Annotated in this window: 12 protein-coding genes; 2 read left to right on the forward strand and 10 right to left on the reverse strand. The window is 59.1% G+C overall.

The window, feature by feature from the left end:
• Positions 1–142 precede the first annotated feature (142 nt).
• The 10 genes from ACTQY1_RS10980 to ACTQY1_RS11025 form a co-directional block, all read right to left on the reverse strand.
• Positions 143–403, reverse strand: a complete 261-nt coding sequence (locus tag ACTQY1_RS10980; RefSeq protein ID WP_154487325.1) for a YkgJ family cysteine cluster protein — start codon at positions 401–403, stop codon at positions 143–145.
• Positions 387–1,385 (reverse strand): hypothetical protein, encoded by a 999-nt coding sequence (locus tag ACTQY1_RS10985; RefSeq protein WP_308664547.1) that lies wholly within the window; start codon positions 1,383–1,385, stop codon positions 387–389. The genes ACTQY1_RS10980 and ACTQY1_RS10985 overlap by 17 nt, the downstream gene beginning before the upstream one ends.
• Positions 1,386–1,398: 13 nt before the next feature.
• Positions 1,399–2,814: a hypothetical protein gene (locus tag ACTQY1_RS10990; RefSeq protein WP_441374192.1), complete on the reverse strand. Its 1,416-nt coding sequence runs from the start codon at positions 2,812–2,814 to the stop codon at positions 1,399–1,401.
• A gap of 202 nt (positions 2,815–3,016) precedes the next feature.
• Positions 3,017–3,493: an LURP-one-related/scramblase family protein gene (locus tag ACTQY1_RS10995; protein ID WP_441374193.1), complete on the reverse strand. Its 477-nt coding sequence runs from the start codon at positions 3,491–3,493 to the stop codon at positions 3,017–3,019.
• Positions 3,494–3,582: 89 nt separating this feature from the next.
• The gene (gene coaBC, locus ACTQY1_RS11000; protein WP_288310608.1) at positions 3,583–4,782 is read right to left on the reverse strand and encodes a bifunctional phosphopantothenoylcysteine decarboxylase/phosphopantothenate--cysteine ligase CoaBC; all 1,200 of its coding nucleotides are present in this window, start codon (positions 4,780–4,782) and stop codon (positions 3,583–3,585) included.
• A gap of 13 nt (positions 4,783–4,795) precedes the next feature.
• Positions 4,796–5,017 carry a DNA-directed RNA polymerase subunit omega gene (rpoZ, locus tag ACTQY1_RS11005; protein ID WP_022488178.1) on the reverse strand — a complete coding sequence of 74 codons (222 nt, stop codon included), beginning with the start codon at positions 5,015–5,017 and terminating at the stop codon, positions 4,796–4,798.
• A 14-nt stretch (positions 5,018–5,031) separates the two neighbouring features.
• Positions 5,032–5,679, reverse strand: a complete 648-nt coding sequence (gene gmk / locus ACTQY1_RS11010) for a guanylate kinase (RefSeq protein ID WP_154487330.1) — start codon at positions 5,677–5,679, stop codon at positions 5,032–5,034.
• Positions 5,672–5,962: an extracellular matrix/biofilm regulator RemA gene (remA, locus tag ACTQY1_RS11015; RefSeq protein WP_022488180.1), complete on the reverse strand. Its 291-nt coding sequence runs from the start codon at positions 5,960–5,962 to the stop codon at positions 5,672–5,674. Before remA ends, gmk begins: the two co-directional genes overlap by 8 nt.
• A 20-nt stretch (positions 5,963–5,982) precedes the next feature.
• On the reverse strand, positions 5,983–6,879 hold the full coding sequence (locus ACTQY1_RS11020) for a YicC/YloC family endoribonuclease (RefSeq protein ID WP_441374194.1): 897 nt from the start codon (positions 6,877–6,879) through the stop codon (positions 5,983–5,985).
• Between the two features lie 12 nt (positions 6,880–6,891).
• Positions 6,892–7,515 carry a hypothetical protein gene (locus ACTQY1_RS11025; RefSeq protein WP_022488182.1) on the reverse strand — a complete coding sequence of 208 codons (624 nt, stop codon included), beginning with the start codon at positions 7,513–7,515 and terminating at the stop codon, positions 6,892–6,894.
• Between the two features lie 103 nt (positions 7,516–7,618).
• On the opposite strand from ACTQY1_RS11025, the gene ACTQY1_RS11030 reads away from it, so the two are divergent.
• Both ACTQY1_RS11030 and ilvD read left to right on the forward strand, forming a co-directional pair.
• Positions 7,619–9,358 carry an Rqc2 family fibronectin-binding protein gene (locus ACTQY1_RS11030; RefSeq protein WP_154487332.1) on the forward strand — a complete coding sequence of 580 codons (1,740 nt, stop codon included), beginning with the start codon at positions 7,619–7,621 and terminating at the stop codon, positions 9,356–9,358.
• A 93-nt stretch (positions 9,359–9,451) separates the two neighbouring features.
• Positions 9,452–11,119 (forward strand): dihydroxy-acid dehydratase, encoded by a 1,668-nt coding sequence (ilvD, locus tag ACTQY1_RS11035; RefSeq protein ID WP_441374195.1) that lies wholly within the window; start codon positions 9,452–9,454, stop codon positions 11,117–11,119.
• Positions 11,120–11,240: the final 121 nt, after the last annotated feature.

The following is an 11,240-nucleotide window of genomic DNA, read 5'->3' on the forward strand; positions in this document are numbered from 1 at the left end:
TTCTGATAGACAATTACCAAACGTCCATTTTAAAGGTACCAGGATTGTTGAACTGTCTAAAACAAGGGGTCCTACTTTTAGAAACTGTCCTTGACAAGGGGTACGGTTTACGTCCCGCTCTTCCCTCTTCCCTCTGCACTCTTCACTCTGCACTTTTATCCTGCAGCTTCCTGCACTGTTCCTGGTTCAGCCGATACCATTCTTCCCGGGGCATTTTGTCCTTCAGGAACCGGTCGTAGTACTCGTCCACCCGGCACAGGAGGGGACGTTCCTGGTAGATGCGGCACAGGCGGGTGGCTCCGTCGTAATGGCGGCACACCCCGTCTCCCCGGTCCAGGTTTTTGGCCAGGGGGGTGCGGCCCACTTTTTTACAGCACTGGCCGCATTTACTGCAGGGAAACATGGTCCAGGCCCTGTGCCAGCATTTTTTCCGATTCCGGGGTCAGGGTCCCGTCTTCCCGGAGGAGAGGGGTATCCAGGACAATTTTCAGGGCCTTGGCCAAAAGGGCCGCCTTCCCCACCTGCTGTTTTTCTTCCGGGGTGTACTTTCTCCAGTCGGTTCCGCTGTGCCGGAGCACGGCCTGGAGCTGTTCCAAGCTGGCGGCGAAATGGCCTTCCAGAGTGTCCAAAAGGCTGCGGATCTGGTCCCCCCGGGTCCGGATGGCGTCCATGAGGGCGATATTGCTGTCGCACCGTTCTTCGAATTCCCTGACTTCTTCCCGGTAGGCCCGGGCCTGGTCCATGGCTTCGTCGGCCTTGTTTTCCAGGAAAATGCCGGCCACCATCAGGGCCGGTGCCGCCACGATGCCGCCCAGCACTGCCGTGCCTCCGGCGATGCCCAGGCCGCCGGCAGCCAGGGAACCTCCTCCCAGCCAGGCCAGGGTGGCGTTGGTGGCGGCGGCCCCGGAAAGGCCGGCAATGGCAGTACCAGTAGAGGCGGTGGCCAGGGCTCCTACGGCTCCGTAGGCTCCCAGGGCCATGGCGCCTCCGGCCAGGCCCCCTTCCACGGCGCCGGTGGAAAATTCCAGGGCCTTCTGGGAAGCAGCGGCGATTTCCTTCAGGGCCGGGCTGTCCGGCCGGAAGTCCCTCAGTTCTTCCAGGCCCACGCTGTTCCGGAAATCCACGTTCTTGATCCGCCGGAATTCCTTCACAAAGGTCTGCAGGGAACCGGTAAGGATATTCATTTTGGTCTCCCCCAGCTGCCCGATGGCGGTTCCGGCCTGTTCCCGGGCTTTTTCCCGTTTTTCTTCCGCCCGCTTGGACCGCCGTTCGTACCGATGGGCCATGTCCTTGGCATCATTCATTTTGCTGACGGCGGAAACGGTCTTCTTCACTCCCTTGCCCCCGATCACCAGGGCAGCAGCTCCTAAAAGCAATGGAATCATGGTTTTCTCCTTTCTACAGAACAAAATCCTTGGTATCGTCTTCCATCAGGTTTTCGAACTCTTCCTGGGAATGGATTCCCAGATCCTGGCCAAAGGCCCCGGCGATCCGGTTCAGGCCGGCGGCCATCTGGTCGAAATCCCCCTCCAGGTCGGCCAGCACAAACTGGTCGTACCCTTCCTGGATGGCCCGGCCCCGTTCCTGGAACAGCCGGGTACAGGCGGCCTGGAAGGATGCCCGTTCTTCCCGGAGCCGGGCGATGTTTTCGGCGGTGATCCGGGCGATGGTTTCGTACCGTTTCCGGGCCGCACGGGCTTCGGCGGCGGCTGCCATGAACTGACCAGCAAAGGTGCCGTACAGGGCGCCGCCCACCAGGCTGCCCACCAGGGCTCCCACAAAGGGAATAGGGATCAGGGCCTGACCGGCAGCTGTGGCATAGCCGGTCCATACGGCAGCACAGCCGGTGTTCCCCAGCTGGGTGATGCATTCCGCGGTGGTGATTTTCCCCTGGCCGTACTGGAGCAGGGTACCTCCCACGGCCATGACCCCGGCCACCACCTTGCCGGGGAGGCCGGCCTTCACCAGGTTCTGGACCAGGGGCGAACTGGCACTGGACAGGGAACGGGCTATCACCGTCACGCTGCCTCCCAGGGCAAAAGCGGTGCCCCCGGAAGCGGCGGTATCCCGGACCAGATCCCGGAGGGCTTCTTCCGTGGTCTTTTCCCCTTTAATCACCGCAACTACATTGCCGGCCCCGGACAGGCAGGCGGTCATCAAGGCGGCTCCCTCAGCCGCCTGGGCCCCGGACTGGAGAAAGGCGTCTCCCATGTGCCCCAATGCTTTTTTCTTCAGGGTCCAGTCAATGGCCTTTTGGGCTTTTGCTTCGTCCTCCAGTGCCTGCTTTTTTCCCCCCTTGGTGAAACGGACCCCTTTTTCCCGGCGGTAGTCCTGGTTGTTGCCCATCTGGGTGTTGCTCCGGTCCCGCTTTGCGTTGTTGAAGCTCCGGTTGGTAATCTGCAGGTTGGCCTTCTGGTTCACCGCTTCCTTGATGTCATCGTTGGTAATCCAGGGATTGTCTTTGTATTTCTGAAATACCTTATGGACGGACTGGGTATGGTCCACTTCCGCCAGATGTTTCTGCCAGTCAGCACCGTACTGGGCTTTGGCCTCCTGTTTCCGCATTTTCAGCAGGTTGCCGGTGTAGGGATCCTTCGGGTCCCCCTGTTGGAAGGCCTGGTTTTTGGCAGCCCGGAGAGCCTGGGGATCTTCGTAGAGTTTCCGGTTGTAGGTGGGCGGTTTCCGGAATTTCTCCTCCAGGGCCGCCAGGGTCCGGTCCAGGGACTGGCCGGCCCAAAGACCCGCCCCGGCCCGGAAGGAAGCGGACCGGGCCTCCTCGGCCTGTTGTTTTTCGGTTTTGGGTTCGTTTGTCATAGGTGGCTCCTTTGCAAGGATTGATTCATTGTGGGTCGTTGTGGAGGCCCTCTGGGCGGCCGGGATGGGCTTGCCTGCGGCTAGCCCCTACGGCGTTGGAGTCAGGGATCCGTGGTTCTGGCGGGCCGCCGGTTGTGCGGCCTCTACGGATCCGTGCCGTCCCGCTCTTCCCTCTTCACTCTGCACTCTTCACTGCTTTTTCCTACTTTTTCTCCCGGCTGCATTTTTCCGCGTCCATGGCCAGGGCGAACATAAGGACGTGGAGGGCGTCAGCGGGGTCGTTGATGTCCATTACATAGGTGTCGGACAGGTGGAACAGTTCTTTGCCGATGGTGGCCACCCGGTTTCCCCAGGCATCCCGGATGGTGTAATCCCACTCCAGGAAGTTCCCTTCCACGGTCCAGCCGTTGAAATCGATGGAAAATTTAGGCGAAAACAGGGACAGTTTCTTGCTGATCCTGCCGATGTACCGGCCGCCTTCATACAGTTCGAATTTGGGCAGCAGGGTGATGATTTTTTCTTTCACCAGGCCCAGTTCGTGGCCCTGGGGGTCGCAGATCTTCAGACAGTGGCCCCAGGCCAGCTGGCCTTTCACCACATAGACGGTATTGCCGTATTCGTCGTAGATGTCATAGCTGTCGAACCAGGAAAAGATCCGTTGACGGAACAAGAGTTTCATGGCCGCACCTCCCTTTTTGGTTCTATGGTACCACAAAAAGGGGCTGCTGCAAATGCAACAGCCCCTTTTCAGTTGTGAATTGTGAATTGTCAATGGCCGACTGAGTCTCGTACAATATCCAAAATATGGTTTCCCACGTCTTCCTTGCTCATAAGCTCCAGGCTGCGGATCTCTCCGCTGGGGAACAGGAGCTTCACCACGTTGGTGTCGGTGCTGAAGCCGGCGCCTTTCATGGTCACGTCGTTGGCCACGATCATGTCCAGGTTCTTCTTCCTGACCTTGGCGGCGGCGTTTTCCAGCAGATGCTGGGTTTCGGCGGCAAAGCCCACCAGGAACTGATGGGTCTTCTGCTGACCCAGCTGCTTTAAGATATCCGGGTTCTTGTCCAGATCCAGGGTAAGGGTATCGTCGTTTTTCTTGATCTTCTGCTCTTCCGCATGATGGGGCCGGTAATCAGCCACGGCAGCGGCCATGATCACCACATCCACCTGGGGATAGGCTCCCAGCACCGCATCCATCATTTCCCGGGTAGTCTCCACGTTCTGGAACTTCACGTTCCGGGGGGCCGGGAGAGCCGTGGGACCGGATACCAGGAACACTTCCGCCCCTCTCCGGGCGGCGTCCCGGGCAATGGCGTAGCCCATCTTTCCGCTGGACCGGTTGCCGATGAACCGGACCGGGTCGATGGCTTCCCGGGTACCTCCGGCGGTGACCAGCACCTTGAGGCCCCGCAGATCCCCTTCCCGGCTGGCCAGGAACCCGTCAATGAAGGCTTTGATGTCTTCCGGTTCCGGCAGCCGTCCGGACCCGTTCACCCCGCAGGCCAGATGGCCGGCAGCGCTGGGCATGATGGTGATCCCGTCCTGGCGCAGGGTGGCCAGGTTCCGGACCACTGCCGGGTTGTTCAGCATATTGGTGTTCATGGCCGGGCAGATGATCTTGGGTTTGTCACAGGCCATCAGAGTGGTGGACAAAAGGTCGTCGGCAATACCGTTGGCCATTTTCCCGATCATGTCGGCAGTGGCCGGAGCCACCACCATCACATCGCACCAGCGGCCCACGGCCACGTGTTCCACATTGAATTCCGCGTTCCCGGCCCACAGATCCGTGGCCACCGGGTTCCCGCTGATTTCCTTGAACAAAAGGGGCGAAACCAGATGGGTGGCGGCGTCCGTCATGATCACCCGTACCTGGGCTCCCGCCTGGACCAGCCGGCTCACCAGGGTCACAGCCTTGTAGGCGGCAATTCCCCCGGTGACCCCCAATGCAATCTTTTTGCCTTCCAGCACCTGGGGCCTCCTTTTATTTCTTCATTTCCTTCAGGTCTTCTTTGGTGGCAATGGTCACCAGGCCTTCGCCGATTTCGTGGAGAGCGATGGAAACAGGCTTGTTGGAATCGCACTTCACCAGGGCCGGTGCATGGTCTACCAGCTGCCGGGCCCGTTTGGAAGCCATAATCACCAGGGCATATTTGCTGCCCACTTTGTCAGCCAGATAGTCAATGGAAGGATCAATCATGGACATAGTTACATTCTCCTTTACTTCTCCTGCGCGTTTTCTGCGCAGTCACAGGTGCCGTTATGGCAGATTTCGTCAACAATGTAATAGGTGCGGCCCACCCGCAGGTGTTCCACATCAATGATCTTGCTCACTTTGTCGGTGGCCTTTTCCACTTCGTCGTTGACCACGATGTAGTCATACTTGGAAGCGTAGGCCAGTTCGCTGGTGGCGGCGCTGAGCCGGCGTTTGATCACGTCCACCGCGTCGGTGCCCCGTTTGTAGATCCGCTTGGACAGTTCATCCAAGGAAGGCGGCACAATGAACACGAACACTCCGTCGGGATAGCTTTTCTTCACCTGGAGGGCCCCCTGGGGGTCGATTTCCAGGATTACATCCAGCCCTTCCGCCAGTTTGTCTAGCACATACTGCCGGGGGGTGCCGTAGTAGTTGCCGTACACGGAAGCATGTTCCAGCAGGCCCCCGTTTCTGATCATTTCTTCGAACTCATCCCGGGTCTTGAAGAAGTAGTTCACCCCGTCCACTTCCCCGTTCCGGGGCTGGCGGGTGGTGCAGGACACCGAGTAGGCCATTTGGTCCCGTTTTTCCCGGAGCCGGGCGCAGATGGTGCCTTTGCCGGCGCCGCTGGGGCCGCTGAGTACCAGCAGAATTCCCTGAGGTTTATTCATTGGGTTCCTCCTTTTCTTCCGCAGCCGTATCATCATCCTCTTCCGGAGTGGCGAACCGGTTGGCGATGGTTTCCGGCTGGAGGGCAGACAGTACAATATGGCCGCTGTCCATAATCAATACGGCTCTGGTCCGCCGGCCATAGGTGGCGTCGATGACCACACCCTTGTCACGGCCGTCCTGGACAATCCGCTTGATGGGAGCGCTGTCCGGTCCGATGATGGTGATGACCCGCTGGCCGGATACCATGTTGCCAAAGCCGATGTTGATCATTTTGATGTCCATAGATGATTTCTCTCCTACTCTTATTGTATATTCTGGATCTGTTCTCTTACCTTCTCGATTTCGCTTTTCATATCCACAATGGTCTGGATGATCCGGGCATCCCCTGCCTTGGAGGCTATGGTGTTGGCTTCCCGGTTCATTTCCTGGACCAGGAAATCCATCCGCCGTCCCACCGGTTCCTCCTTTTGGAGCAGCTGCCGGAACTGCCGGAGATGGCTGTGGAGCCGGACGGTTTCTTCCGTCACATTCACCCGGTCCGCGTAAAGGGCCGCCTCCTGGATCACCCGTCCCTCGTCCAGAGGCCCTGCCCCGGCTTCCTGGAGCAGGTCCCGGAGCTGACCGGTGATTCTTTCCCGGTATTCCGCCACCGTTTCCGGGGCCCGGGTTTCGATGGTCCCCAGCTGGGTCTCGATGGTGCCAATCCGTTTTTCCAGGTCGGCGGCCAGTTGTTCCCCTTCCGCCTTCCGCATGGCCAGCAGCCGGTCCAGGGCTTCTCTGATGGCCTGTTCCATCCCGGGCCACAGCCGGTCCAGATCCACCGTTCCTTCTTCCGGCACCAGCACATCCTCACAGCCGGCTATGAAAAACAGGTCCTGCCGGGAAGCTTCTTCAGTGGATCCCAGCAGGTGCGCAAGTTCTTTCAAACTATCATGATAAGCCTTTGCCAGCCCTTTGTCAACTTTTACCTGACGGCCTTCCGTCCCGGTATACACCGCTGTCACGAACACATCGGCATGGCCCCGGCTGATTTTCCCCAGCAACTGCTTCCGGATCCGGTTTTCCACCGGGTTCAGGAACCGGGGCAGCCGGAGGGCCAGCTCCGCATACCGGTGGTTCACGGTCTTGATCTCGATCTGGAAGGAAAAGTCCTTTTCTTCCCAGGCGCCCCGGCCGTAGCCGGTCATGCTCTGTACCATGTCCCTTCCCCCTTAGTTCATATTGGGCAGCTTCAGCACAAATTCCCGGGTACCGGCGTATTCATCGGTGGCCGCCAGCACCATGGTCCGGTTGGGGTCCACCTTGGACAGGTCGAAATAGACGAAGTACTGGAGATCCCACACATTGTTGTCCTCCAGTTCCCCGGATTGCTTGTTGAGGATCTGCATGTCCCGCTGGGAGGCATTGTTCAGGTTGCAGGCATAGGGTTCCAGCACATTCTGGCCCTGGTACATCCGCAGTTTCAGGTTCCTGGGCTCCAGTTTCACACTGGTGCTCAGGTTGAGACCCAGGGCCAGCACTCCGTCATACTGTTTGGCCACCTTCATGCCCTGGGGCACACTGGGGGTGCCCCCGTCCGCTGCGGTCTGCCGGGCATCCACCGCCGCCGTCAGGAAGGGGGTATAGACCACCACCCGTTCCCGGAGGCCGTAGGGATTCATCTGCTTCCGGTCGTAGACAGTCCAGGGAGCCAGCAGCTCTCCCAGGGACGCCCCCTTCCGTTCCACGCCGTAGACCTGGGCGGCCTGGATGGTGGTGGGCGTCAGGGGAAGCATGGCGAAGGCGGGCTGGGTGAGCAGCAGCAGGGCCGCTGTCAGAGTTCCGATTTTTTTCATGGTATCCTCTCCTCTATGGTTTGACCGAAAAGTCCAATACGGTTTATACTAATCAATATATTATAACGAATTTAACGAAACACTGCAAATATTGGAGGAAACCATGAATCTGGAAGGTATTGCCCTGCAGCTCCTGACCCGGGAACTGACAGGAGCTTTAAGCGGCGGAAAAATTTTCAAGATCTTCATGCCCAGCCGTGAATCCCTGCTGCTGCAGGTGAACCGGCTGAACCGTACGGTGAATCTTTTGATCGACATGAACGGGGCCTCCCCTCTCATCACCCTGCCGGAGACCCTGCCGGAGCGGCCGGACCTGCCCCCCAGCTTCTGCATGCTGCTGCGGAAGCACCTGGAGGAAGGCCGGATCGCCCGGGTGACCCAAAAGGGCCTGGACCGGATCCTCACATTGGATGTGGATCTCATCGGGGCGGAACGGAAGATCATCACCAAACACCTGATCCTGGAACTTACCGGGAAGAACAGCAACATCATCTTCACCGACGAAAAGGGAATCATCCTGGACGCTCTCCGGCATGTAACAAAAGCCCAGAGCCGGGTCCGGCAGATCCTTCCCAACCTGCCCTACACCCTGCCCCCTGCCCAGGAAGGCCTGGATTTTCTCCAGGCGGACCCTCACGCCATCCGGGAGGCTGCTGTGGCCCAGGGGGATGTGAGTCTGGTCCAGGGGCTCATTGCCGCCACCCAGGGGATCGGGAAATACACCGCCCAGGAAGTGGAACTGCGCAGCGGCTTTACGGGACCGGTGAATCTTATGGACCTGGAAGGGGCCCAAAAGGTGGAACAGGCCATCGGAGCCATCCAGCAGGAGATCCGTCAGCGTCTGGAAGGCACGGACCCGACCGTGGTGGCCCAGATCGACAGCCGGAACCGGATGAAGAACCTGGTGCCCTATGAGCCCCAGACCCATCCGGAATGGACCCGGAAGGTGTTCCCCTCCCTGCTGGCGGCCCAGGCCTACAGCGCTTCCCTGGTGCCGGTCCAGATTCCGGAAAAGGACCTGCTCACCAAGGTGGTGGCCAGCCAGGAAGCCAAGACGGAAAAGAAGCTGAAATACCTGGCCCAGGACCTGGCCAAAGCGGAAAACGCCGAAACCCAGAAGATCATGGCGGACACCCTGATGGCCTACGGCTGGTCCCTGAAAAAGGGCCAGACTTCCTGTGAACTGGACAGTCTCTACGACGGAAAGAAGCTGAAGATCGCCCTGGCTCCGGAACTGACCCCCATGGAAAACGCCCAGGCCTACTACAAACGGTACAACAAGTTCAAACGGGCGGTGGGAGAGATCCAGCAGCAGCAGAAAGAGGCCAACGATCTGCTGGAATACCTCCAGAGCCTGGAAGTGTCCCTGGAAACCGCCTCCACCAAAGGGGAGATCGGGGAGATCAAACAGGAGATCATCTCCCTGGGCCTTTTGCCCCAGCCCCGGAAGAAACAGCCTTCCCAGAGCCGGTCCACCCCCCTGAAGGTCCAGCTCACCCCGGACACCTTCCTTTATATTGGAAAGAACAACCGGCAGAACGATTATGTGACCTTCAAGCTGGGCCGGGGCAGCGACCTGTGGTTCCATGCCAAGAACATCCCCGGGTCCCATGTGATCTTAAAGACCACCCTGCCCCAGCCCCGGGAAGAGGACATCCTGGCCGCCGCCCAGCTGGCTGCCGGGTACAGCAAGGGACGGAACGCCGACCGGGTGCCGGTGGATTATGCGGAGAAACGGCTGGTGAAAAAGCCCTCCGGAGCCAAGCCCGGATTCGTGATCTACACGGGCCAGACCACCCTATATGTAAAACCTTGTACAACTGTCCACGTCAAAAAGGACTGATTCTGCTTTTCGTTGACACTCTTTTCCCATCGTGTTACAGTATTGGTTATATTGCGGCGGAAACGCCAGTACATGAGGGAAAAGAGGAATACTATGAGAAGTACAACAGTGAAAAAAGGTTCCACCCGGGCGGCCCACCGCTCTCTGTTCTATGCCATGGGATATACGGAAGATGAATTGAAAAAGCCGCTCATCGGCATCTGCAATGCCCAGAATGAAATCATTCCCGGCCATATGGATCTGGACCGGATAGCCAAGGCCGTTAAATATGGTGTGCTGGAAAACGGCGGCACCCCCATTGAATTCCCTGCCATCGGTATCTGCGACGGGATCGCCATGGGCCATGACGGGATGAAATACCCGCTGGCCAGCCGGGAGCTGGTGGCGGACAGCATCGAAGCGGTGGCCAACGGCCATGCCTTTGACGCCCTGGTGCTGATCCCCAACTGCGACAAGATCGTTCCCGGGATGCTCATGGCCGCTGCCCGGCTGAACATCCCTACGGTGGTGGTCAGCGGGGGCCCCATGCTCCCGGGCCGGTACCAGGGGAAGGACATCAGCGTCAGCACCGTGTTCGAAGCCGCCGGCCGGTTTGAAGCCGGGAAAATCAGCAAACAGGAACTGTCTGCCATCGAACACTGCGCCTGCCCGGGCTGCGGCTCCTGTGCCGGGCTCTTTACCGCCAACACCATGAACTCCCTGACGGAAGTGCTGGGCATGGGCCTGCCGGGCAACGGCACCATCCCTGCCGCCTACCAGGGTGCCCGGATCGCCTTGGCCAAACAGGCCGGGAAACAGGTAATGGAAATGCTGGCCAAGAACATCCGGCCCCGGGACATCATGACCGCCAATGCCTTCAAGAACGCCATTACCGTAGACATGGCCATGGGGGGCTCCACCAATACCTGCCTCCACCTGCCGGCCATTGCCCATGAAGCCGGGGTGGACCTGACCCTGGAAGAATTCGACGAAATCAGCAAGAAGACCCCCTACCTGACCAAGCTAAGCCCAGGTGGCACCTTCCACATGGTGGATGTGGAAGAAGCCGGGGGCATCCGGGCAGTGATGAACGAACTGGCCAAGCACGGACTCATTGAAAAGGACTGCCTCACCGTCACCGGCAAGACCGTAGGCCAGAACATCAAGGGCGCCAAGATTCTCCGTCCGGAAGTGATCCACACGGTGAAGGACCCCATCCGGAAAACCGGGGGCATCGCCGTGCTGAAAGGGAACATCGCCCAGGACTGCTCTGTGGTGAAGGAAAGCGCCGTGGCTCCGGAAATGCTGAAACATTCCGGTCCCGCCCGGGTGTTCAACTCCGAAGACGAAGCCATCGAAGCCATTGTGGGCAAGAAGATCAACCCGGGTGATGTGGTGGTGATCCGCTACGAAGGGCCCAAGGGCGGCCCGGGGATGCGGGAAATGCTGAACCCCACCGCCGTGATCACCGGCATGGGCCTGGGGAAATCCGTGGCGCTCCTCACTGACGGCCGGTTCTCCGGAGCCACCCAGGGGGCCTGCATCGGCCACATCTCCCCGGAAGCCCGGGAAGGGGGCAATATCGCCCTGATCGAAGAAGGGGACATCATCGACATCGATATCCCCAACCGGACCCTGAACGTGCGGGTCAGCGACGAAGAGCTGGCCAAGCGGAAGGAAAACTGGGTGTGCCCGGAACCCAAGGTGAAGAAGGGCTACCTGGCCCGGTACGCTTCCCTGGTGTCCTCCGCAGCACAGGGAGCGGTGCTGAAGTTTAATTAAGGATAAAAAAAGGTTCTATAATAAATGTTGGGGTCTTGTGGACACTCCTGTTCACAAGACCCCTTGTCTTACGATAAAATAAAGACATATCTAAGCTACATTTCACCTCAACCACCACGAA

Source organism: Acidaminococcus sp. HCP3S3_G9_1, from assembly GCF_052122455.1.
GTDB lineage: Bacteria > Bacillota > Negativicutes > Acidaminococcales > Acidaminococcaceae > Acidaminococcus.

Excerpts from the sequence above, each read along its gene's own strand:
- ACTQY1_RS10980 (WP_154487325.1), bottom strand. The coding sequence starts at position 403 with ATGTTTCCCTGCAGTAAATGCGGCCAGTGCTGTAAAAAAGTGGGCCGC.
- ACTQY1_RS10985 (WP_308664547.1), bottom strand. The coding sequence starts at position 1,385 with ATGATTCCATTGCTTTTAGGAGCTGCTGCCCTGGTGATCGGGGGCAAG.
- ACTQY1_RS10990 (WP_441374192.1), bottom strand. The coding sequence starts at position 2,814 with ATGACAAACGAACCCAAAACCGAAAAACAACAGGCCGAGGAGGCCCGG.
- ACTQY1_RS10995 (WP_441374193.1), bottom strand. The coding sequence starts at position 3,493 with ATGAAACTCTTGTTCCGTCAACGGATCTTTTCCTGGTTCGACAGCTAT.
- rpoZ (WP_022488178.1), bottom strand. The coding sequence starts at position 5,017 with ATGTCCATGATTGATCCTTCCATTGACTATCTGGCTGACAAAGTGGGC.
- gmk (WP_154487330.1), bottom strand. The coding sequence starts at position 5,679 with ATGAATAAACCTCAGGGAATTCTGCTGGTACTCAGCGGCCCCAGCGGC.
- remA (WP_022488180.1), bottom strand. The coding sequence starts at position 5,962 with ATGGACATCAAAATGATCAACATCGGCTTTGGCAACATGGTATCCGGC.
- ACTQY1_RS11020 (WP_441374194.1), bottom strand. The coding sequence starts at position 6,879 with ATGGTACAGAGCATGACCGGCTACGGCCGGGGCGCCTGGGAAGAAAAG.
- ACTQY1_RS11025 (WP_022488182.1), bottom strand. The coding sequence starts at position 7,515 with ATGAAAAAAATCGGAACTCTGACAGCGGCCCTGCTGCTGCTCACCCAG.
- ACTQY1_RS11030 (WP_154487332.1), top strand. The coding sequence starts at position 7,619 with ATGAATCTGGAAGGTATTGCCCTGCAGCTCCTGACCCGGGAACTGACA.
- ilvD (WP_441374195.1), top strand. The coding sequence starts at position 9,452 with ATGAGAAGTACAACAGTGAAAAAAGGTTCCACCCGGGCGGCCCACCGC.